This window comes from Halobacteriovorax sp. (genome assembly GCF_041587335.1).
GTDB lineage: Bacteria > Bdellovibrionota > Bacteriovoracia > Bacteriovoracales > Bacteriovoracaceae > Halobacteriovorax.
In genome coordinates this window covers 14,229-37,088 of record NZ_JBFGYP010000020.1, presented here as the reverse complement: position 1 = coordinate 37,088, position 22,860 = coordinate 14,229, and the positions used below count along the sequence as shown (strand labels likewise).

18 protein-coding genes are annotated in these 22,860 nt (G+C 35.0%); 5 read left to right on the top strand and 13 right to left on the bottom strand.

The features are described from left to right. Positions 1-216 precede the first annotated feature (216 nt). From ABX784_RS05105 to ABX784_RS05095, 3 genes are read left to right on the top strand one after another with little or no spacing between them, the layout of a single operon-like run. Positions 217-1,620: a hypothetical protein gene (locus ABX784_RS05105; protein ID WP_372653415.1), complete on the top strand. Its 1,404-nt coding sequence runs from the start codon at positions 217-219 to the stop codon at positions 1,618-1,620. Next, complete coding sequence (locus tag ABX784_RS05100; protein WP_372653409.1) at positions 1,613-3,331, top strand: hypothetical protein; 1,719 nt, start codon at positions 1,613-1,615, stop codon at positions 3,329-3,331. Before ABX784_RS05105 ends, ABX784_RS05100 begins: the two co-directional genes overlap by 8 nt. Further along, on the top strand, positions 3,312-3,878 hold the full coding sequence (locus ABX784_RS05095) for a hypothetical protein (RefSeq protein WP_372653407.1): 567 nt from the start codon (positions 3,312-3,314) through the stop codon (positions 3,876-3,878). The genes ABX784_RS05100 and ABX784_RS05095 overlap by 20 nt, the downstream gene beginning before the upstream one ends. Here the strand turns inward: ABX784_RS05095 and ABX784_RS05090 are convergent. The 3 genes from ABX784_RS05090 to ABX784_RS05080 all read right to left on the bottom strand — a co-directional run bounded on the left by ABX784_RS05090 (position 3,873) and on the right by ABX784_RS05080 (position 10,520). Continuing rightward, positions 3,873-4,133, bottom strand: coding sequence for a hypothetical protein (locus ABX784_RS05090; protein ID WP_372653405.1), 261 nt, complete (start codon positions 4,131-4,133; stop codon positions 3,873-3,875). The genes ABX784_RS05095 and ABX784_RS05090 overlap by 6 nt on opposite strands. Positions 4,134-4,137: 4 nt before the next feature. Then, on the bottom strand, positions 4,138-4,998 hold the full coding sequence (locus tag ABX784_RS05085) for a ParA family protein (protein ID WP_372653402.1): 861 nt from the start codon (positions 4,996-4,998) through the stop codon (positions 4,138-4,140). A gap of 95 nt (positions 4,999-5,093) precedes the next feature. Next, a complete protein-coding gene (locus ABX784_RS05080) occupies positions 5,094-10,520 on the bottom strand; it encodes a hypothetical protein (protein WP_372653399.1) in 5,427 nt (1,808 codons plus the stop codon). 265 nt (positions 10,521-10,785) lie between these two features. Between ABX784_RS05080 and ABX784_RS05075 the strand changes: the two genes are divergently transcribed. Beyond that, positions 10,786-11,688, top strand: coding sequence for a hypothetical protein (locus ABX784_RS05075; protein WP_372653396.1), 903 nt, complete (start codon positions 10,786-10,788; stop codon positions 11,686-11,688). Between the two features lie 71 nt (positions 11,689-11,759). Here ABX784_RS05075 and ABX784_RS05070 read toward each other — a convergent pair whose 3' ends face one another. From ABX784_RS05070 to dctP, 9 genes are all read right to left on the bottom strand, one after another. Continuing rightward, positions 11,760-12,494: an ankyrin repeat domain-containing protein gene (locus ABX784_RS05070; protein ID WP_372653393.1), complete on the bottom strand. Its 735-nt coding sequence runs from the start codon at positions 12,492-12,494 to the stop codon at positions 11,760-11,762. A 100-nt stretch (positions 12,495-12,594) separates the two neighbouring features. Next, positions 12,595-13,542 carry an isopenicillin N synthase family dioxygenase gene (locus tag ABX784_RS05065; protein ID WP_372653390.1) on the bottom strand — a complete coding sequence of 316 codons (948 nt, stop codon included), beginning with the start codon at positions 13,540-13,542 and terminating at the stop codon, positions 12,595-12,597. A gap of 182 nt (positions 13,543-13,724) precedes the next feature. Continuing rightward, positions 13,725-14,285 (bottom strand): pentapeptide repeat-containing protein, encoded by a 561-nt coding sequence (locus ABX784_RS05060; protein WP_372653387.1) that lies wholly within the window; start codon positions 14,283-14,285, stop codon positions 13,725-13,727. After that, positions 14,282-15,001, bottom strand: a complete 720-nt coding sequence (locus ABX784_RS05055; RefSeq protein ID WP_372653385.1) for a YggS family pyridoxal phosphate-dependent enzyme — start codon at positions 14,999-15,001, stop codon at positions 14,282-14,284. Before ABX784_RS05055 ends, ABX784_RS05060 begins: the two co-directional genes overlap by 4 nt. Beyond that, positions 14,994-15,320 (bottom strand): hypothetical protein, encoded by a 327-nt coding sequence (locus tag ABX784_RS05050; protein ID WP_372653382.1) that lies wholly within the window; start codon positions 15,318-15,320, stop codon positions 14,994-14,996. The genes ABX784_RS05055 and ABX784_RS05050 overlap by 8 nt, the downstream gene beginning before the upstream one ends. 10 nt (positions 15,321-15,330) lie before the next feature. Beyond that, the gene (locus ABX784_RS05045; RefSeq protein ID WP_372653379.1) at positions 15,331-15,756 is read right to left on the bottom strand and encodes a type II toxin-antitoxin system RatA family toxin; all 426 of its coding nucleotides are present in this window, start codon (positions 15,754-15,756) and stop codon (positions 15,331-15,333) included. Between the two features lie 13 nt (positions 15,757-15,769). Beyond that, positions 15,770-16,723, bottom strand: a complete 954-nt coding sequence (gene glpX, locus ABX784_RS05040) for a class II fructose-bisphosphatase (RefSeq protein ID WP_372653377.1) — start codon at positions 16,721-16,723, stop codon at positions 15,770-15,772. Between the two features lie 134 nt (positions 16,724-16,857). Continuing rightward, a complete protein-coding gene (locus tag ABX784_RS05035; protein WP_372653375.1) occupies positions 16,858-18,966 on the bottom strand; it encodes an ATP-binding protein in 2,109 nt (702 codons plus the stop codon). A 9-nt stretch (positions 18,967-18,975) separates the two neighbouring features. After that, positions 18,976-20,013, bottom strand: coding sequence for a TRAP transporter substrate-binding protein DctP (dctP, locus tag ABX784_RS05030; RefSeq protein WP_372653372.1), 1,038 nt, complete (start codon positions 20,011-20,013; stop codon positions 18,976-18,978). 259 nt (positions 20,014-20,272) lie between these two features. Between dctP and ABX784_RS05025 the strand changes: the two genes are divergently transcribed. Beyond that, positions 20,273-22,051: a hypothetical protein gene (locus ABX784_RS05025; protein ID WP_372653369.1), complete on the top strand. Its 1,779-nt coding sequence runs from the start codon at positions 20,273-20,275 to the stop codon at positions 22,049-22,051. Positions 22,052-22,075: 24 nt separating this feature from the next. Here the strand turns inward: ABX784_RS05025 and ABX784_RS05020 are convergent, their stop codons facing one another. Then, the gene (locus tag ABX784_RS05020) at positions 22,076-22,798 is read right to left on the bottom strand and encodes a PilZ domain-containing protein (RefSeq protein ID WP_372653367.1); all 723 of its coding nucleotides are present in this window, start codon (positions 22,796-22,798) and stop codon (positions 22,076-22,078) included. Positions 22,799-22,860 lie beyond the last annotated feature (62 nt).

Here is a 22,860-nt window from a genome sequence, read left to right as displayed (position 1 = left end):
AATAAAGTATGGACCAAAAAAGAGATCAAAAAAACGAAGAAATTAATAAATAGAACAGGAAATAATACTTTTATCCATGAAGGTCTAACAAAGAGTAAAGAAATCCTTATGCATTTAAAGCTATTGAAGTATATCCCAGAGGACTTTGAATAGCAGCATATCTTGCAATGCCATATACTTTTTGAGAGAATATTTGAAAATATCTCAGGAAAAGAATTGCTATATACAATCCTAAGTCTATTCATATTTTCAGCTGCTCAAGCAGAATTTGATCAATTTAATATTGCAATCTATGAAAAATGCCACAAACAACTTACTAATAGACGAATTAAAAGAAACTCTAATGTAGTTGAACAGATAAAAAGTCAAAAGCTCACAAGTCCTCAAGCGTGTTTGAACTTAATGGATAAAGCATCATTGAACAAAGATTTGCTCCTAAAGAATCAAACTTCTGAATCAATAGTGATTCTAAAAAATATACACTTACTTCATAGCTCCTGGTTCAAGGTCTTTAATTTAAATAGAGAAACACAAGACCATGGAGTTACAAATGTTATAGACTCAAACCAAATGTCCTATCAATTTACTGCGGCACTTCTTAACAGTGACATAGCTTATAGTTCTATTTTTACATCTGAAGATACTTTAAGTGCAAAGAGGAAAGATAGTCATAGAAATATCTTTAGTAATGATAAAGATATCCAAGGAAGAAGGTCTAAAATTGATGGAACAGGAATGAGAAAATGGCAAGTCGGTGGGATAAAGGACAATCCTGATGACTATGGAGATGTATATTTTTTTAGACCAAGACTGGTTGAGTTTGGTCCTCTTGTAGGATTCCAAAAGGTTGAAGAGCACCTCTATTTCACGAGATTACAAAATGGTAAACACATAGGAAAGTCATCTTTAACTAAAAATATATTTCCAGGTGTTTTTGGAAGTATCCCCTACCTAATTTTAAATCTAGGTCATGACAATCAAACAACAGACGGTGGGAATAAAATTCATAGACGTTTTGCTAGTAACTTTTTCTCAGACTTCTTATGCCGAGACCTCCCCGTTTTGCTACCAGAAGATATAAGGCCAGTGAAATCATCGAAACTAACATTTAGAAATAAGAAGACTTGTATGGGCTGTCATCAAACGATGGATCAATTTGCTAAGCTTACAGCGAATTTAGAACCATTCAATGCTGGTGAAGTACACACTAACGCTTACACGTTTAGATCAATATATAGACATAAGTTTATTAATAATGCCAAGTACAAGTATACTGACTCTGACAAAGACTTCTACAGAAAGAAACACGTCTCAAAACTCTATTTTAGAGATCTCCATGGAAAGCTCATTGATAAAGAAATTAAATCTTACAATCAACTCGGAGAAATGATAAGCAGCATAGATGACCCTTACCTCTGTACTGCAAGTAGATACTTTACCTTTTTGACAGGTATCGATGTAGATATAAATAATTTTTCAAAAGTACCTAAAAACAATTCTCTAAAGGATTTCCTTTTAAAGCTTACACAAGACTTGAAAAAGAACCAAAACCCTATAAATATATTTAAAATGGTATTTAGTTCTAACTTCTATTTGCAAAGAGATATTGCTCATGAATAGAAGAAATCTACTTAAAGGCCTTTTCGCCTCATCAATAGCGATCTATCCAATACATAAACTTATTAAAGAGATCATTAAACAGGATAAGTTTGAACCATTAGGCATTCCAACCAAGGGAACGACAAGAAATTACATTCAGTTTAATTTCTACGGAGGTCCAAGTCGTTGGTGTTATGATCACTTTTTAAATCCATATGGTGACCACTATATACACAATCCAATGACTTCAAATAAAATTGATCCTAAAAAAGGTCCAGGAGATCAAGAACTAAAAACATTTAATTATAAAGGTGTTAACACGCCAGAGCTATGGGCAGAAGACTTAGTCTCAAATAGGAAAATGAGAAATCTCCTAGATAACTCTCTTACGATAAGAGGAGTTCATATGGAGGGAACATCTGGCCATCCAATGAATTCATCAAAAACCATTGCCCCTAGTATAGGGGGAATAAGCATAGATGGAATATTAGCAGATCTATCGACAAAACCAATATCTTCAATAACTATTGGAGATACTCCAGTAAATAGGGCCTTTAAATCTAGATATTCATCTAGTATTAAAATTAATGGAGACACTCCAAATAGACTAGAGTACTTGCTCTCCCCATTTTATCTTCAAGATAGTACAGATACTAATGGTAAGGAAATGGACATCCTACTTGATAAGGCTATAGAGATGCTAAACAATTCTCCAGAGTCTAAAGTTTTAAATTCAGACTTAAAGAGGGCACGTCTTTTTTTTAGAGATAATATCACAGAGTATCTAAAAGAATATGATTCTCTTATTAATAAATATTCACTCATAATTAAAAGTGCTCTTAATCATCAAATTAAAGGAGTAGATGATTCACCAATTCCAACTCCTAAGCTACCCATAACTGTTGATGGAGACAGAGAAATTCAAGAAATACTAGGCGCCTACCATATTAATGGAACCTACCATTTAAACGATGATTTAAGAGATATACTTAAATCGGTAGAGGTATCAAGACTAAGTGAGGATTTCGCACTAGCAGAGTTTCTGTCTAAATACGGTCTCAGCTCATCTATAGTATTTTCTGACAAAAATGAAATAGGCGTTATGTTTGATAAAGTCATATCTAACCAATGCTATAGAGAAAGTGATATTTTTAAAAATTATAATAAGAAAACAAATAAAACGACAATTAGCTCTATGAGAAACAGAAGAATTGAATATCCTCAACTTTCTTTTGACTCTCACATGACAGGATCAATAATTAACACTCTTACTTCTACTAAGTACTTTTATATATTTTCATCCTGCTTAGATGAACTTATTGATTCAACAAAGAAGATAAAAATAGGAAAAAGCACTCTATTCGATGAAACAATTATTCATGTGACATCAGAGTTTGATCGCTCTCCTAGGGAGGATCTGTCCGGAAGTGATCATAATGAGCAAGCACATGTCTCAACTTTTTACTCAGGTATCATTGATGGACCAATAGTACTTGGAAACATCTACACAGGAGAGAATGCCTTAGGAACAATTGGCAATAGCGCTCCTATTAAAGAATTAAAATCAAAAATAGGAATAAGTCATGTATCGTCTACTCTCTCAACACTACTAAGGATTCCACCTATAATTAAAAGATCCCAAAGCTTAGTCGAAATTAAAAACAATAAAGTAAAACCAACAATAAAGCTCGCAGAAAATATTAGAGGTAGTAGTGAAAATTATAATTCTTAGTTTCATCCTCTCTATAAATCTAAATGCAGGGGAATACATCACAAAGAGTCCTCAAATTGCAAATAGGTTTTTAATTGAAAATATACTCGTAGAAGTCTTCGACCCTGCTGTGAAAAAGTATACTCAGAAATATATTATTCCAAGCGTAAGTGCACTTGGAGGACCATGTGACCTGTATGAACAAATCAGAGAAGACAAAACAGAAGTTCTAGATCTATATAGTTCGTGTTTTGGTAATAAGAGCAATCATAAAATAGATATATCTACTAATAGTAATTCAATGAGAAGTGGACTTATTTACAAAACGTGTAAGAGTATCGTTGATGACACCGACATAATGAAGTCATTTTATAAGAAATATAAAATAAATAGATATAGATTTAATGATAGATCTTTGCAGAAAATTCACAATAGTTTTTTTCCAAATAAAGAAATTACAAAAGCTCAAGAAAGTATATTCACCAAGATATTCTATAAAAGCTCGAAGAATAAGTGGAAAAATATAATTCTAAGCTACTGCATATCGCCGGAGTGGCAAATACTATAGTTTTCCAAGAAGTGGTTGAACTTTCTCAAATATCTTAAAAAGATACTCTATTAATTCATCAATCATTTCTTTCACTGAAATAAACATAGAATATGTCTGAACTTGCTCTGATAAGTATATGAACATACTTTCAAGGAACTCAACGATAGGATCAAGGCCTAATTTTTTAACAAGTAGCTCTAGAACATTATTAACGCTTTCTACGTCTTTGCCATCTTTTGAAACATGGTACAAAGGGTTATTAACTTTACTCATGTTATTACTCCTCTTTCCAATCTTTTATAATTTGCGCCATTTCACTAAATTGACTTTGAAGTGGTAAAAACTCTTTAGAACTATAGTCAAATACTGACTTCTTTTGTGATTGGCTCTTCACTAATTGTGCCTTATTTAAGAAAGGCTCAACAACAACTGCTCCCTCACCTAGAGATTTTGAAATCATATCTAAATCTTCACTTTCTTGTTTTCTTCTAGAGTCCATTAAATTTGGAATATGTGCTAGAACATCAGGAATATTAGAAATCTCCATTTCATGGATGTCCTCTAAAACCTCGTAGAAGTGTGAAAGTCCTTTGTGAGAAAATTCATCTGGTCTAAATGGAACAAGTGCACCATCACTTGCACAGAGAATATTAACAACTAAGAGCCCAAGTGTAGGAGGTCCATCAATCACAATATAATCATAAACAGTTTTTAAAGCGTTCATCTCTATAAACTTCTTCAATATAAGCTGTCTCGGACTTGATATGCCAGCAACAGTTAACTCAAAACCAGATAAGTCTTGTCCGGCAGGAAGAACATCTATCATGGATGACTTACAAACACAGTCAGTCCATAGAGCAGGCCTATGTAAAGGAGACAACTCTCTTACAGAATTAATAAGTAATTGAAATATACTGGTAAGACCTTGCTCTTTTGTTTCTATATTAAAAAGATAGCTTAAGTTAGCTTGTGGATCCATATCAATACAAAGAACCTTAGCTCCATTCTGTGCTAAAGCATGAGCAGTATTAAAGGCCATCGTTGTTTTTCCAACACCACCCTTTTGGTTTAGAAAACTAATAACTTTACCTTTTCCAGTAGGTCTTTTTTCTTTATTTTTATTAAAAAAGATTCCCATGAATTCCTCCATATAGATTACAGAAGAATTCTACCTGAACTTAGTATTGTTTACTAGAATATTGCAGGATAAATTTATGATGATTTAGTTAGATTTTACTCTATATAATTACTGCTACTTACTGGGAATACACATCTAAATCCAACGTCTACTCTTGCATTATACGCTGGGTCATCTACTGCGATCATTTCAAGGTGATAAGTTCCAGCTCCATTACTAGTAAGGTAACTACCACCTGTTGTAAGACCTGCTAAGCCACTTGCGTTGGCCGCGTTCTGTGTCGCATCTAATCTCACCTGCTCTACAATAATTGTATCATCATGAAGCTTAGTCGAAGTGATACCACTTGAAATTCCAATTTGTTCAAAGAAGTAGTTAACAAAATCCCCAGGGTTATTTGAAATATATGTAGTCACTGCAGGAAGCCCCATTGGTGTAAAGAACCTTGACGCTCCATTAGACTTTTGATCGAAAATCCAGTTAGTCAGATAACCATCACAAGTTCCATCAACATCAGTATCAATACAAGGACCTGTAACACCATTAAATACATATCTCGAGAAGTTCGCATTATTTCCGTCAGCAGGATAGAAATCATCATCCCCGTTTCCTATATAGTCAGGATCCGCCGCTCCACCAGGAACAACAGTAGAAGCTATCCCTCCACATAACTCTGTATCACAGTAAAGTCTATCACTTGACCACTCATTTACATTACCAATTGAGTCTTGAACACCGTACTTAGAAACACAAAGTTCCGTCACAGATGAACCGGTCATTAGAGATCTAATACCGCTTGAAAGAGTTCCAGGTAGCGTATACAAAGTATTTGAAATAGGAGTTACACTATCAGTATAGTAAGACTCAAGACCGTTCGCTGAACTTGTATTACATTTAGAGTTTGAGTTTAAAGAAAGTCCACCTTCTCTTGTATTTGCAATGGAGTCAGAGACCTTTGTAAGATCCCAATCAGAATATGCAACCTGCTCTTTTCTAGAAGGTAGTCTTCCTGAGATATTATTATAGTTTTCAAAAGCGGTACCAGTAGAATTATCAACACATAAACCATCACCATTAATTGTGAAATTAGCATCTGCAGTGTTACATATTCCAAGAATTGCTTGTGTCGAAGTTTGAGCACAGAAATTATTAGCAGTTCCCTGTGAAGAGTATACGACAGGAGGTAATTCTGCATTTTGATATCTATCTGCAAGAGTTGCTAATCTTGCAGCGTTTAGTGTATCAAATTCATTCCAAGAAGCACCATCATGCTGAAAGCACTTACCGGATGATCTATTATAATAGACTTGATTATCAGGAGTACTAAATGTGATTGCTCCACCACCATCGGCAACAGTTGGATCAACAGTTCCGATACAACTTCCACTAGTGGCCACATTAGTAAGACCAGTAGGACAAGACTCTATCTCTTCGTTACTTTTTGTATATGGACAACCAGCTTCAAATCTATCCACTATTAAATCTCGACCAAAGTCATAGATAGTAGAGCCTGAAACAGAGCCAGTATCACCAGGTCCTTCATAAGGACATGTAAAAGTATTTAAGCTAGAGTCGTATTCATAATTACTTCCAGATCCTGAAGAGTCTAAAAGCTTAGAACACTGAGTGATATTTACAATATCACGTGGAACTAATACTTTATTTTGCCCAGGAACTAGAACTCTAAGTACAATCTTTTCAAAATCTGATGATCTAATCTGAATATTTTCAGCAGGAGTTCCAGTTGAAACAACTGGTACCACTTCATAGAAATAGACAGTGTTAGGGATTGGTCCAAAGTTTGAGTTAGTACTATTATCAATATACTCAAGAGTTGTGGCCGAGATTAAGCTTTTATTGATTGGTCTCTTGTAGTCAAAGTCTTCTAGAGATAATCTTCTAAAGACATTATAACCACTAATAGTTCCACTACCTGTAAGAACCATAGTATTCCAACGTAACTCTACTGAACCACTCCCCTTATATTCTTGCCAAGCGCTTGCAATTTCAGCAGCTCCTAAAGAACTTCCGCCAGAGAGTGCTTTACCAACAGATCTATAACAAGTGGTCTGAGCAATATTGTTAATAGAGTCGTATTGAAGATCAGTGAAGAATGTATTTAATCTTTCAGGCTCATTTGCAGGAGGTGCCGTATCTAAACATGTTGCATTTGTACATGAAGAATCATAATAACTTGCAGTCATACTACAGTAAGAATCAAAAGCAACCCAATTAGATGTACCTGTTGCCGTAGCGTAGTAACACTGACCATTTGGTTTAGTGACAGATGGCTCTTCATAGTAAATAGCATTGACTTCATCAGCACTTACGTTTGCAGTAGGAACACTTACACCTGAGCAAGAGTCGCCACTGTCACATTTAGTTTCACTATAGTTACAAACATAGTCTGCATCTTTTACATTTCCACTCTTATCAACTTTAGGACCCATGGCTATTATATTCGCCCACCCTTTATGTTGAATAGCTACATCTGTAATTTCAACAGGAATAGAAAGATCTACTTCATTTGTTCCATCAGAAAAAGTAATTGTTACAACAGCAGTACCAGTCACACCATCACTTGGAATAATTTTTACTTTTACAGGTAAATCATCAGAACTTGCGGCACCGTCCGGAAGAGTTCCAGTCATAGGAACTCCTGTTCCAGGAACAGCTGGAGACAGAGCTACAGAAGCACCATCATAAAATACTTGAATATTCGCGGACTTTCTAGGAATAAGACCTAGGCCACCATCAGCAATTGTAATATTTGTAATAGAGATAGAATCAGCATCTTCAACAGTATCTGCTCCCCCCTCATCTATTCTAATGTTATCAATCTCAAAATATCCATTTTGATTAACAACTTTCTTTTCTATAATACTCGTATAGTCAGTTACTATTTCCCAATCACTTGAAGATGATATTCCTGTACTTCTGTAACATACGGCAGAACCTTTATCATAATAAAGTATCCCAGTAGTCTTAGGTGTAATATTTGTTACTGGAGAACTTGTCCCAAGACAACCAGCGAGGCCACATTCAGGAGCGTCAACAAAGTCAGAATAAGGACACAGAACAGGAGAATCATCTTTAACTATAATATTAAGATGAACAACACCAAATGCTTCTGCACCAGTCGAATCACTTACCTTATACTCTAGTGTCGCTGCTGCTGAAGTTGCTCCTGCCAAAGTGACAGTTCCGACAGTTGCTATCGTTCCACCAGAAATAAGTGAAGTCATATCTACAAGTTCACTTGCATATGGATCTGAATCAATTGCATTATAAATATCAGTTAAAGTTGAAGTTCCTGAATCGATATATACATTAATATTTATATCGCTAGTTGAAGAACTATCAACGGAAACATATGTTCCAAGATAATCCGATAATGCAGAATCTTGAATAATGATATCAACACCATTCATAAACTCACCTGCATGCTTAGCATCGAACTGAATATTTCCGGCACCTACAACATAAGTAATAGTCGCCTTTGTTGCCACACCATTAATATTTCCGTCAGTGGGTGTATAAGTACAATCTGAACCTTGTAGAAGTGTTGTTCCCGATATACAGCCAGTAAGAGTTGCTCCACCTAGAGCACTCAATAACTCATAGTTCAAAGTATCTCCATCAAGATCAATACCTAAGCTAGATGAACTATCAGAGAGGTTAAATATATAGCTATCAGGAGTTGCGGTATCTGACTCAGTCCCAATATCTATTGCTACGCTTTTTGCAAATGGAGCATCATTTACTCCATTAACTGTTACAGCTTCTAACTTACTTGTCGTTGTCTGCACTCCAGCTGTTCCACTATTTGAAATAGTCCAACTAAATAGAGCAACTCCACTGAAGTTTTCGGCCGGAGTTAACCCCACGTCACAGTAAAGCTCTCCTGCTGGACACGTACAAGTAGAACTAACTACTAAATCTGCTGTTGAAGGAGTAACCGTACAAGCAGTCGCCGTATCCCCTTCTGAATCAGAAATAGAGAGACGTACAGTCTGTGTAGTGTCTTCAGTAAAAATTAGAGAGGCAGCATTAGTCGTTTGTGATACAGGAGGATCATCTTGAGAAAAGATATCAATTGTTCCTCTTCCCGAATAAACACTCGAGCTTAAACCATCATTAACTCTGTAAGTAAATGTATCAAAAGGGGCAACTCCACCAGCAAGTGACTGCTGCGAGTTTATTTCGATAGTATCATTTATTGCGTTAGTTGAAGATGCCGTAACAATTGAAGAAGCGTAAATATTACTATTAATAGCGCTAATTACGTCATTTATTTGTGTGACTTCATTTTCGATGTAAATTATTATGTCTCTACTATTAACTACAACATCAACTTTACTACCAGTATTGAGCAATGGCTGAGCAGTGATAGTCACCGTTATATCGTCACCAAGAGAACCTACAACCTTAGATGTAAAAATTAAATTATTTGTAGCGTTTACCGTCGGGATTGTTAAAGAGCTTTCTTTTGAGGCCGCAAATGCTACCCCAGCATCATTATCACTAGGAGTATAAATACAGCTTCTATCCGTACTAGAAGACCCATCATTAGCAAGAGCACAACCTGTAATTGTTCCATTTGTTGGAGTTGTTACAATTTGATAAGTTAAAAACGGAGAAGAATCATTCTCTACATCTCTTCCCACAGGAATTGTAAATGAAATAGGACTTGAACCAGTTGTTACACTCTCATTACCTGATACATATAAGTCACTTGCAATAGGAGCATCATTTACAGGAGAAACATTTACAAGAACTTGTTTAGTAACTGAAGTTCCATCTTCTTGATCAGAGATATTATAAGAAACTCCGTATGAGCCATTTACATTCTCATCTAAGATAATTTCAGATGAACATTCCCCTCCGGCACAGTAACATCTATTTTCAATCCAATCCTTCTTTACGAGTAGTTCACTATTAGAATTTCGAGCAGACTCTCCATAGAATTGAACTACTGGTGAAGCACTAAAGGCCTCACAGAAATCTGTTAAATTTTTAATTCGAGTTGTTAACAAATTAAGAGCGGCAAGCATTCCTGTAGTAGTATCTGTAGAATAGATTCCATCTCTTGCCGATTGAATAAGAGTAACCATTCCCATCGCCGAAGCGCTATCTGCAGGGTAAGTCGTGCTATTAATAGATGTTGCACACTGAGTAGCAAGGTTTACAGTATCGGATACATCAGTAGGAATAGAATCAAATATAGGAGACCTAACCTCAAAGTCTGTCTCTGTATCAAATACCTGACAGCTAGAAGCCTCATCACTATTATCATCAGAGTACTGTAATGTGAAAGTTGTCGCTGGATCATCTTCATTTAAGCTTATAGAATTGAGTGTAGATGTTGGCGCCTTACCAAAGTTGACGCATTTTTGGCTTAACTTATCAAACGAAGTTCCAGCTGCACAATTAGGATTTTCCCCGCTCTTCTCTGCGACGCAAGAAGCAAATAGCCCAAGGACTAAAAGTGTAAATAGATTTTTAAACCAAATTCTCGTCATATTCTTCCCATTACTCTGACCAACTTATCGAAACTTATGGGTTAATCTTTAAGAAAATATCGCCTATCTTCAATTTTGAGGTATAAGGAGGGCTTTCACACACTTTGTACGCTAATATTTGTAATATCAGACATATAAGTAACATTTACCGGACTTAAAAGATCAGCTAAATTTGAAATACGTGCCAACCTTTTAAGGCACTTCACAAGAAAAGGTACCCATTACCCATTTGCTCAATTACTAGTCCGCCTTTACAATATTAATAATGATTAAATATATACTTATCCTTTTCTATTTAACTTTTAGCTCCATTACACATGCAAATGAGAGTTTAGTGATAGTTCAATCTGTCTCAAATACAAAAAAAACATTTGTAGTTCGAAAGGGACGCGACTTCGGTATTTCAAAAGGTCAGATATCTCTTTTCTCAACGACAGATATTTCTTTCACGGCAAGGGCCACAGAGGTCACGAGGTACTACTCTCTTTGGTCGCTAATTGACAAAGAGGCCAATGTTCCATTTAAACAAGATGAAGTTGTAACTTACACTTCTTCATTAGAGAGAATATGGAGTGAAGTAGCACTATCAAAACTAAGAGAAGTTGAAGAGAAACAACAAGAAAGTTACCTCAGAAATATAGTCGGTAATTATATTTCGATTAGAGCGTCATGGGGAAAATCTTTATCACAGTCAACATCAGAAGTTTCAGCAGAATCACTAGACTCGAGAACAACCATACACTTTGAGGCCACATACTCAAAGAGAATCAATAATCATTTAGAGTTTGGTGGTGGAATACGAATAGATAACGATACTGCAACAGGGACAAATCCCGAAAGATCAATTCCTTCAACAAGAAACTTTTTAATTGCAGATGTAACGTATCATTTTAATCAATTCAGAGACTCTAGCGCTCATATTTACTCAGGTCTAGGCGCAGGAATTGGAATCTCTTCAACAGAAGTTGGAGACAGTACTAAAACAGGTAGTGCAACTCTCCTACCATACTTTAGACTTGGTTATGAGACATCACCAGAGAAATCAAAATATTCTTTTATGGCAGAAATTCAAATCGAAAGTATCGTTGCAAAAGAAACATTTACTTCTGGAGATGAGCAGTCGACAGGAATAGTGAACTCTAAATTTGCTGTCGGTGTAAAGTTTTAGCCACAAAAAAGGGGGCTAAACTAGCTCCCTCTCAAATTAAAAATAAACTTACCTCTTCCCAATAATTCTCACTATTTTACCGCTCCAATAGATTCAAGAAAGTTAACAATATGAATGTGCTTATTTCTATTTGCTATGGATAGACTTGTTCCAAAATACATAGATTTAATATTAAAGTCAGCTCCAGCTGCAACTAAGTCTTTAACCATCTCTAAATTCCCTCTTTCACTAGCAAGAAAAAGAGCTGTTTCACGTTTGTTTGAAACTAAATCAAGTCTTGAGTGACTGAGGATTAACTCTTTTGCAATTAGATTATGTCCATGTTTAGCGGCATACATTAAGGCCGTATATCCATCCTTATCTTTTTTATCAATCAAGACTTTGAATTTCAAAAGCTTTTTTGCAGTCTTTAAATCTCCAGCTTTTACAGAGAGCATTAAACTAGTTCTCAAGTAACCATTAGCTCTTGTGACATCTGCACCATGAGATAGAAGTAACTTAACAGTGTCATGATCACCACGAGCAATAGCGACAGAGAGAGGAGTGTTTAAATATGAATCTGCTTTATTTAAGTTAGCACCATGAGAAATTAAAAGGTTAACAACTTTAATATTTCCTCTTTTAGAAGCTATTAAAATAGAAGTCTCACCTTCATCATTCACTAAATCAATTTGAGAACCAGAATTTAATAAAGAGACAGCTTCATTTATATCACCATAGAATGAAGCTGTATGGAGGTCAAAACCTTCTACTGAAAAAGCTAGGTTCATTAAGAGTGCACAAACTAAAAATATCAATTTCTTCATTTAAATTCCTTCGTTAAATTGAAATACAATTAACAATAAAATTTAAATAAAGTCTAGGCCTTTAAACTAAAGAAACCTTGATACATTTAATTGCTCCTAATTAATAAAGACCAATTTCTTTTAATCTTTGAATTAAGAAATCACCGGCCGTAATGTCTGCGTACTTTGCACCTTCTCCAACACAACTTGGTAGACAAGATAGTTCTGCTTTTGAATGAGGGTGAACAAAGTATGGCATTGAGAATCTTCTTGAACCATCATTAGTTGGATTCACAACTCTGTGAGTTGTAGCAGGAAGAACATCATTCGTGAGTCTACTCATCATATCACCTGTATCTACTACAATTTCACCTGGCTTAGAATCTACAGCAAGCCATGAACCATCATGATCTAAAAGTTCTAGACCGGATTCAGTTGCGCCTACAAGCATTGTAATAAGGTTTATATCTTCGTGAGCTGCTGCTCTAATTGAATTTCTAGTATCTTCACCTTTAGTAGGTGGATAATGGATTGCTCTAAGAATAGAGTTACCATCATTAATCATTTCATTGAAGAAGTTTGCTGGAACATCGAGTCCTCGCCCAATAGCTTCTAGAAGGATTCCTGAAGTTATATCCATAGACTTATAAAGCTGAAGAAATGTCTCTTTGAATTCAGGAATTTCTGTAGGCCAAACATTCTCAGGATAAACACCTTTGTATTGAGATGTCGCCGCAAGCTCTCTACCTACGTGCCAGAATTCTTTTAAGTCTGGATTGTCATTATTTTTAGCATGCTCAACTTTAAATGGAGTATATCCACGTTGACCGCCGTTATCACCAGCATATTTATTTTTAATTTCAGATGGAAGTGCATAGAACTCACTTAAGAACTCATAGGCCTTATCAACTTTTGATTGATCAACTGTATGGTCTTTTAAAACAATGAAACCGTAGTCCTTTAAACCAAGCATAATATCATCTACGAATTTAATCTGATCAGCTGATGATCCATTTACGTAGCTTAGTAGACTTAACTCAGGAACTTTTCTTTCAGTGTTTTGAACCATCTCTCTCTCCAGGCATGCTTAAATTACATATAGTTAGTTTGTAAGGTAGTTGTAACTAAGAATAGCTACCCATGTCAAATGCTTATAAGTAATATATACTGAAAACATCATGTTCTACTAGTGTAAAATTAATGAGTTAGAGTTGCATCTTCCAATAATTAGATACTATAGATATGTTTTAGCTAATCTATTATCACTTCTAATGACTTTAGAAGTACTAGTGCTTCGGGCATGGAAAATCTTGCTTTTCTAATACTAGTGAACCGGGAGTCGATAAAGTAATCTATGGCCCCACGGAAGTCGGCCCCCTCAAGATTACTCTCATTAAAAACAGCACCAGATAATTTAGAGTTTGAAAAGTTAGCACGGAGTAATTTACTACTGCTAAAATCGACATCTACAATTGAACAATTTTTAAAGACGATGCCCGATAGATTCAAGTTTTGAAATACACTTAAATTTAATATACAGTTTTCAAATATAACATCACTAAAGGTTTGAGCAGAACTCCAGTTAATTCCAATCATTTTACAATCAGAAAATTTAACATCACGAAGAACGATATTTGTGACAGAGAGATTACTTAAATTACAGTTTTCAAATTGGCACTGAATGAGCTTAGAGTTTCTAAAAGACTCTTCGTTTAAATTAACACTATTAAAGAAGCACTCATCAAACTCTGTATCCTCAGTACTTTCAGGTAAAGATTTAAGATATTGCTCACTTTCAAAGTATCGAATCATAGGTCGTGACTTTTATAGATTACTGAACCTACACGAATAAAGTTACTTCCCTCATCGAGTGCTACTTTATAATCTCCACTCATTCCCATAGATAACTTTAGATCGTGAACACCAAAATCATCTTCAAGTCTGTGCTTAAAGCTTTTCAGTTTTCTAAAGCACTTTCTTGCATCACCTTCAATATCATCTGTTCTTATTTTTCCCATAGTCATTAGACCCGCGAGATAAATTCTTGATCCATGCTCATCTAAGAAGTGATTCATTGCTCCTGCAAGCTTATCGTAGGTAGAAAAACCATGTTTTTCGTCTTCATCTGAAGTATTTACCTGTAGAAATATTCCTAACCTATCACCTCTAAACTGTTCTTCTTTTGAGAGTATCGCCTCTAAAAGAGAGAGACTATCTACAGAGTGAATATATTTGAGGTTGGGAATTTTTAGAAGTCTATTTATTTTATTCGATTGAAGATGTCCAATGAAGTGCCAATTAACATCTTGGATTCCTTTCTTCTCAAATTCTTCAGCTTTTTCCTGAAGATCTAAAACTCTATTTTCTCCAAAGTCTCTTTGGCCTAGATCATGAGATAGGAATATATCCTCAACAGGACTATATTTAGTCACAGCTACCACAGAGGTATGATGTTCCTCTGTAGCTGTTTTTTGAATTTCTTTATTTAATTCTTTAAAGCGATTACTAAGAAGGGATTCTCTATTCATTCTCTTCTTTAGCCTTTTTTTTGAAAGAAAACTTTGCGTTTACTTCAATGTCATATCCATCAAGAACTTCAGCAATGACTTTCTTTGGGTCTACTTTATTAAGGTGTTGAGCGATCTCTTCACGTACAGAGTTTGAGAAGTCTTCTTTAGCTGTCTTTGCATTTTGCACTAGGCCAGACACGAGGTCTTTCGGTAGTGGTAAATCTGCAAGCAAACCCTTTACACTATCTTCAGTCATAAAAGCTGCACCAACGCCAATTGAAACAACTTTCTTTATAACATCCCCTAAAGGAGAATCTTTTTCATTCTTTGAAGACATATCGACCTCGTTAGTTAGAGCCAGCTCTTTCTCTATATGATTTCATCATAGCAGGTAGTGAGCTGTCAGTTAGTTTACTAATGATTGACTTAGGAACAAAGCCCTTAACATCAACATCAAGAGAGTAAGTCACTTCAGTTTGTCCATTTCCAAGATCAACAAGTTCCCAAGAACCGTTATTCTTTTTAAAAAGGTCACCACTTTCAAATTCCCAAGATACAGAGTTTGGTTTTTGATGAGAAAGACTTAGAATGTATTTAAACTTCTTAATCAAGTTTAGCCCATACTCTACACGTGCCCCTGATTCAGTCTGTTCTAAAACATTTATGCTACTTACTCCATCAACAAAATCTGGGTAAGAGCTATAATCAATTATTACATTGTATAAATCTTCAATTTCTACGTCAAAAGTTTCAGTTCTACTTACACTGGCCATTGATCATCCTTTATTAATAGCGTGGTTTAGTATCAAAGTGGTGCTCAGCAGTGATATTTCTTATAGTCCCTGACTTACTTCTCATTACAATTGAATGAGTTTTTGCACCCCATGGAGTAAATTGTACACCATCTAGGAAGTTTCCTGTAGTCACACCAGTTGCTACGAACATTACGTGCCCACTTGCAAGCTCTTCGATAGTAAATACTTTATTGATATCATCTACGCCCATGGCCTTTGCTCTTATTATTTCTTCTTCATTTCTTGGTTGTAAGATCCCCTGGAACTCTCCCCCCATGCATCTTAGTGCTGCAGCAGAAATAACTCCCTCAGGAGCTCCACCTGTACCAAATAAGATATCATTTCCAGAATTTGGGTTACAACATGCGATAGATGCAGCAACGTCACCATCTCCAATTAACTGTATACGAGCACCGGCAGTTCTAACTTCTTCAATTAGATCTAAATGTCTTTCTCTATCTAGGATTACAGCTGTTAGGTCTTGAATACGACATTTTTTAGCTTCAGCTAGTCTCTTAAGATTTTCAGTAGCTGATTCATTAATATCAATAATTCCTTTTCCTTCTCTACCTGTTGCAATTTTTTTCATATATGTGTCTGGAGCGTGAAGAAGATTACCTTTTTCAGCGATCGCCATAACGGAAATAGAGTTATAACCACCGTGAGCACAAACAGTAGTTCCTTCAAGTGGATCAAGGGCAATTTCAAGTTCTGGTCCATTACCAGACCCTACTTTCTCACCAATATAGAGCATTGGTGCTTCATCTCTTTCGCCTTCACCAATTACTACAGTTGCCTGGCAATCAACGGAGTCTAGCATTTGTCTCATTGCATCAACTGCTGCTTGATCAGCTGCTTTCTCATCACCACGTCCCATCAGTCTTGCAGATGCGATTGCGGCCATTTCAGTTACTCTTACAAATTCAAGTGCTAAATTTCTGTTCATGCCTATGAGCTCCTCTAATAATAAATTATTAGTTTAAATAATAGATATTATTAGAAGTATAGGTTTATTTACCTCAACTGAAAAGCCTTAGAAGGAAGAATTTTGGAGGTTTCATAGGAGCTGTGCACAATGTATTAAACTCTATTGATAAATTTAGATAGCTCACGTTTTAAATCTTTAGAACTAATTGGTTTTAGTAAGTAAGTATCTGCACCACTTTCTTTTAACATTTTAGAGCTCTCTGGAAGAGTGTTTGCTGAAATCATAAAGATAATCGAGCGCTTAAGACCCATTCTCTTTTCATACTCTCTCATCTGCTTAAGGGCCTCATGTCCATCCATTACTGGCATATGTAAATCGAGAAGAACAATATCTGGTCTAAGATCCTTAAATCTATCGAGAGCTTCCTGCCCATTAAAAGCAACTTCTATTTCAACATCTTTCTCTTTCTTAAAGTACAACTGAAGAAGTCTTCTATTTAGCTTTTCATCATCAACTATCAAGACCTTTAGGCCCTCTAGGTTTGGGCCAGAGCTTGAGTTAACAACAGCTGTTGGCGATAACTCTTTTGAAACTTCTGCAGGGAACTTGAACTTAAATATTGAACCACCATCAGGGTTCTCACTAAAAGAAATCTCGCCTTTAAAGAGCCTTGCTAATTCCTTAGATATACTTAGCCCTAAGCCTGTTCCACCATAATTTCTCGTTGTAGAGTCATCGGCTTGAATATAGGCATCAAATAAAGTGCTTTGCGCTTGCTTAGGAACACCAATACCAGAGTCAGAAACTTGAACTAGAATATCTTCATAAGAAGTTCCATTATTTAAGGAAGAAAGTGATAATTTAACATATCCTTTTGAAGTAAACTTCAGAGAGTTAGAGAGTAGATTAATTACAATTTGAGTTAGACGGTAACTATCACTTTTAAATATTTTACCATTTAATGAATCTTCAAATATTAGTAGCACACCTTTTTTATCTGCTTCAATCTTAAATGTGCTTAAGAGCTCTTGCATTTTCTCACTTATTGAAAAGTCATGCTTTTCTAATACTATTTTGGCATTTTCAATTTTTGAAAAATCAATAATACTATTTACTACTGACAGCAGATGAGTTGAAGAGAAATTAATTGATTTAAGATTCTCAACTAACTCATTACTCTCCATATCAATATTGTCAATAATGTAGCTAGAAACACCACATATAGAGTTTAGTGGTGTTCTAATTTCATGGCTCATATTTGCAAGAAAAGAACTCTTTCTAGTATTTGCGTCTTCGGCCTCTATTTTAGCAGCTTGTAAAGACTCCATAATATTCTTGAAATCTGTTACATCTTGAAACTTTAGAGCATAGTTTAAGAAGATGTTATTCTCATCGAATATTTTCACGATATAAATCTGAAAATAATATTTTTCATTATTAATATCTATATAGGCTTCTGTTTCTACAAAGTCGTGACTATCCATACTTTTGAGAATAGACATATTATCCATATCAAAAAGAGACAGACCATTTGCTCCAAGAATTTTTTCTTTAGTAGTTCTGAGCATTTCAAGGGCAGCTTTATTTGTATCTTTAATAGTGAAATCATCGTGTAAGAAAAAGACTCCCTCGTTTAGAATATTTATCGTTTTTGTTGATAGAGATATCTCTTGGAGAGGTTTTAAAAGAGATTTACTTATTCCATAAAAAGTTAATAGGAAAAATAATATAGTAATGACTACTGTCTCAACTATATTAATTAAAATCTTGTGTCTAAACTCCTTCTTGAAAGTGTAATCATTTCTCACAACTTCAACAGAGCCAATAGTCATAGACCCATTTTTAATAGGAAAGGAATAGATATTCTCTTTGAATCGATTTTGATAATCTACTAAGTTTTTAAAAGGCTTTACTGATAAACTTCCGTCATCAAGAGAATCCTTATATCTTCCCATATAAAAATGTCCAAACTGACCACGAATAACAATTGCGTCTACACCTTCGCTATTAATTTCAGAGTCTAATACTTTTGACGAGAAATCGTCTGAAAATTTTCTCTCTACTGAACTTTGATACAATTCCCAAACAGAAGGAAGCACAGACGATGCAATACGCTCTACTCTACGTTTTATTTCTCTTTCTGATTGAATGTTATATTCTCGAAATTCGAGATAAAACTGAATACTAGAGATACAAATAATTACAAATGAAGCAACTATCGTGAGAAGAAAAATCAGTTTTTTTGAAAAATATTTTTCCATTAATCCTTCTTAGTCATATGCCTTATATAATTCATAATACTTATTGTATTCATCTTTAAATTTCTTCTTAGAGTCTAGTAACTCTTTAGAAAAACTATCTCTACTTCTATATTGATTATAAATTTTTTCAGATGAAGACTTCCATTTCTTAATGTCGGAGTCTGACCACTTGTTAAACTGAACACCATTCTCTTTTAGTTGCCTAAGGCCTTCGATATCTTTTTTCTTGGCCTTTAATGTCGTCATTAAAGTAAAAGATTTTATTGCAGACTCAAGTACTGCTTTATAGTCCTCAGGTAGGTCATTATAAGATTTTTGATTTATTATAAAATCAGATAATACTGAAGGCTGCCAAATTGCAGGAACAATTGCATTCTTTGCGTAATCATCTAGGCCTAAGTCTAATATTCCACTAGCAGTTGTCCACTCAACAGCATCAATATCTCCACTTTTTAGTGCTGGCATAATTTCATTGGGAACAAGAGGAATAGAAAAGCTCTTCGCAACATCTGCTAAGACTTCACTAGGAAGACCAGGACCTATTCGCACCTTCTTTCCTTTTAAATCTGCTAATCCTTCAATAGGCATTGAAGAGATGAGACCAAATTCCATTCCTGGCCACCATGCAGGTCTCCAGATTAGCCCTTCCTTTTCTGCTAGCTGATTAGCGTAGGACATACCTTCTCCTGCCAAGAAAAAGATCATGGATGCATCTAAATTCATAAAATCAAATGGACCAGCATTCATAATGGCCCAAGCGGGATTTTGCGCTGACCACCAATTTGGCCAGCCGTTTCCAATTTCAACGTCACCGCTTCTTACAGATTCAAAGATTTTTCCACCATTTGATATCTCTCCAGCAGCATAAATATCAATGACAAAGTTCCCCCTTGTCATCGCTTTTATGTTTTCTGATAACGTAATTAATTCTTTGTAGTCTACACTGGATTTATTAGCCTGGGTTTGAAGCTTCCAATGAAACTTCTTTTCATTGGAACAACTGATAAATAATGTCATTATTAAAAATAAAAAAGCAAAGCTCTTCACGAGTAATACTCCAATTAAAATTGTTTCTAGATACTTATCGAAAACTATTCGTTAACTTAAACATTTAAAGTTTAACCTATCTATTCCCTATAATATAGATATATTGGCATACTTAAATGAATAATGCTTAAGAAAACAGCTCTAAAGAATTAATATTACGATACGAATAATATCTATCTAAAGTATAAAATATTTAACAGGGGATGTATTTCTTACAGCACTCAAACAAAACGATCTCAATAGCTGTTATTTTATAAGCATGAAATATTTAATCACGACACTATCACTACTTTTATCCCTTCAATCAATCGCCTTAAATTATATCGGAGAGGGCACAAAGCCCACACTCACATGCAAGAGTCTGTCAGGTATAGATACTGAAGGGTTTTCAATGGACTATAAAATAAATGTTAGCATCACTAACTTTATGGGTTCCCCATTACTCAAAAGTAATATGAAGTGGAGAGAGAGCGCTTTATCAAATATTTTATGCTTAATTCCATACGGTTCTAAGAAGGTGCATGAAGTAAGAATGACCAGAGAAATGCGTGGGGACATTTATCCTTATCAAGCAACAGTTCTGATGAGAATAACTTCAACGGCCTACAATGAGAGCAGGACGCTATATATGGCAATTGATCCTGGAGTTTTATCAACATTAGAAGATGAGCAGAGTTTTAATACGCCAGGAATTAAGAGCTGGGACAAGTTATTCTTTAACATTCCTCAGTATGTATCAACTCAAGATCAAGACTTTCTTGATAAGGTTGACTACCTATCAGAGATCGATGCTAAAAAAGTGTTCTCTGAAAACTTTAAAGTGACTGGCACTAGCCTAGTTAATATTAAATATAATTTAAACAAAGCTAAACTTGAATTTACTAATATACAGAGAGAGAAAAATTGGAAAAATCTTGTTTCAGATGCAAAAGATTTTGGTAATTGGTTTGCCAAAGAGTTCAAACCTCATTCTCGCACACTTATCACACAAATTACAAATGCCTTCAATAAACCTCTCGATGAAAGCACTAGAATGCTAACAGACATTCTACATAAAGTTTCTATTCATGAACTACCGCAGTCTTTAAATCCTACAGACTCTCAAAAAAGGGAGTTTAAAGAGTTTCAAGAGAAAATAAAAAAGACATTTGTTGATATAGAAGAAAGTATTTATAACTATAACCTATTCCCTCAAGAGATTGCTGAAACTTATGAGAACTCTAATCAACAAATTGCAGAACTAATGAATCAGCGAAGACAAGAACTACTTTCAAACCAAATCGATATGAGTGATTCAATCATCACATTAGATAAAGATATAAGAGTCTATTTAGAATGTGGCTCTGAAAAGGCAAGTGTTTTATTGAAAAAAGGATTTGAGTTCAGGCCAAGAAGAAAAATTGAAAGGCCAAGTATATGGTTCTCTGACGTTAGAGCATTCAATAACTCAGTCGCTTATATGTGCCAAGAACACTCTAAGTCTCACCTTCTAAAAGTCGTAGACCTAGACTCTAATCTTCTTTTTGAGCACAAGCTAAATGATGACGTAAAATACTACATTGCAAGCTATAAAGAGGACGTTGATGTTAAAGATGTAGCAAAAGTCATTATGATAGATAAAAAGATGCTTAACATAAATATCTTAGACAAAGGTCATGAGGCCTACGTCGACGTTATGGATGCCAAAAACAACATGAAGCTTGAGAGAATCTCAATAGGTATCCCAGGTGTCATCACATCGATGATATCGGCGAGAAAAAATCAAATCTTATCTTATCACTACAATGGAAACACAAGCTCTATGCTTAAGTTAACAAATATAGAGACAACTGAAGTTGCAACAATTTCACTTAATAAACTTAACGTGAAAGGTAGAAAGTACAATAAGTTCTACATAAAAGACTCAAGAGATGGGCAGATTTTAGTTCACTTTTATATTGAATCCGATATCTCAGAGCGTAGATTTTCAAAAAGTATAATTATTAAGAACTCTAATATTATAGAAGTAAGTAGTGAAGAAATAGAAAAGCTCCCTTAAGGAAATTAAGAGAGCATAATTATACTATGAGTTTAGTTTAAGCTTTAAAAAGTCATTTGCCTCTTGAGGAATAAACTCAGGTCCAATATTACTTAGGATGTCTTGAGCAAACTCTACTGCAGCTGTATTTACAGATTCATCTAAACTAAAGACTAGTTCATCTTCAGTAATTAGAGGTGTATCAAGATCACGCTTACTGATAATTCTTCCTGTTCTGATTCCAACGCCATCTTCCCACTCAACAAATCTCTCCATCATCAAAAATTGAAATCTAGAGAGTTCTCCATCATTATGCCTCCATACGAATACTTCAAATGGACCATCAGCACGAAGCCAATACTTAAGATTTGCAGGAACTTCAACTCCTGCAGAGAATTCATGAATAGGCCTAAGACTATCAACCATATTTTCTACTGAAAGAAAATTTTGAACATTTTTTTCAAAAGTGTCGTCTACCTTAAACTCTACACCAACTCTCTTACCACTAACCCATTTAACTTTCCCAACAGCATCCAGCGAAGCTTTCTGCCAGTGTAGAGTTCCACTAATATCAGAACCGGCCGTAAAAGAATGTCCACCATCTTTAAGAGATAACTGCATTCCAGTAAAAGAAATATCTTTGATCTCGAAAACAAGTGAATCGCTTCCAGAGCTTTTAAATGTTAAATAATTAAAAGGAAATCTTGGAAAGATCCTCTTTTCAGTTTGTTCAAAATCAGTCTTAATTAGGTTTAAATGTCTATCCATGATAACTCCTTCATATACCCAATAATTCTATCGTGCTCACCTATTTTTTATAAGGTGGAAAA

Coding starts and splice junctions, on each gene's coding strand:
- ABX784_RS05025 (WP_372653369.1), top strand. CDS start 20,273: ATGAAATATTTAATCACGACACTATCACTACTTTTATCCCTTCAATCA.
- ABX784_RS05035 (WP_372653375.1), bottom strand. CDS start 18,966: ATGGAAAAATATTTTTCAAAAAAACTGATTTTTCTTCTCACGATAGTT.
- ABX784_RS05070 (WP_372653393.1), bottom strand. CDS start 12,494: ATGAAGAAATTGATATTTTTAGTTTGTGCACTCTTAATGAACCTAGCT.
- ABX784_RS05065 (WP_372653390.1), bottom strand. CDS start 13,542: ATGGTTCAAAACACTGAAAGAAAAGTTCCTGAGTTAAGTCTACTAAGC.
- ABX784_RS05085 (WP_372653402.1), bottom strand. CDS start 4,998: ATGGGAATCTTTTTTAATAAAAATAAAGAAAAAAGACCTACTGGAAAA.
- ABX784_RS05055 (WP_372653385.1), bottom strand. CDS start 15,001: ATGAATAGAGAATCCCTTCTTAGTAATCGCTTTAAAGAATTAAATAAA.
- ABX784_RS05080 (WP_372653399.1), bottom strand. CDS start 10,520: ATGACGAGAATTTGGTTTAAAAATCTATTTACACTTTTAGTCCTTGGG.
- ABX784_RS05020 (WP_372653367.1), bottom strand. CDS start 22,798: ATGGATAGACATTTAAACCTAATTAAGACTGATTTTGAACAAACTGAA.
- ABX784_RS05090 (WP_372653405.1), bottom strand. CDS start 4,133: ATGAGTAAAGTTAATAACCCTTTGTACCATGTTTCAAAAGATGGCAAA.
- ABX784_RS05100 (WP_372653409.1), top strand. CDS start 1,613: ATGAATAGAAGAAATCTACTTAAAGGCCTTTTCGCCTCATCAATAGCG.
- ABX784_RS05050 (WP_372653382.1), bottom strand. CDS start 15,320: ATGTCTTCAAAGAATGAAAAAGATTCTCCTTTAGGGGATGTTATAAAG.
- glpX (WP_372653377.1), bottom strand. CDS start 16,723: ATGAACAGAAATTTAGCACTTGAATTTGTAAGAGTAACTGAAATGGCC.
- ABX784_RS05060 (WP_372653387.1), bottom strand. CDS start 14,285: ATGATTCGATACTTTGAAAGTGAGCAATATCTTAAATCTTTACCTGAA.
- ABX784_RS05075 (WP_372653396.1), top strand. CDS start 10,786: ATGATTAAATATATACTTATCCTTTTCTATTTAACTTTTAGCTCCATT.
- ABX784_RS05045 (WP_372653379.1), bottom strand. CDS start 15,756: ATGGCCAGTGTAAGTAGAACTGAAACTTTTGACGTAGAAATTGAAGAT.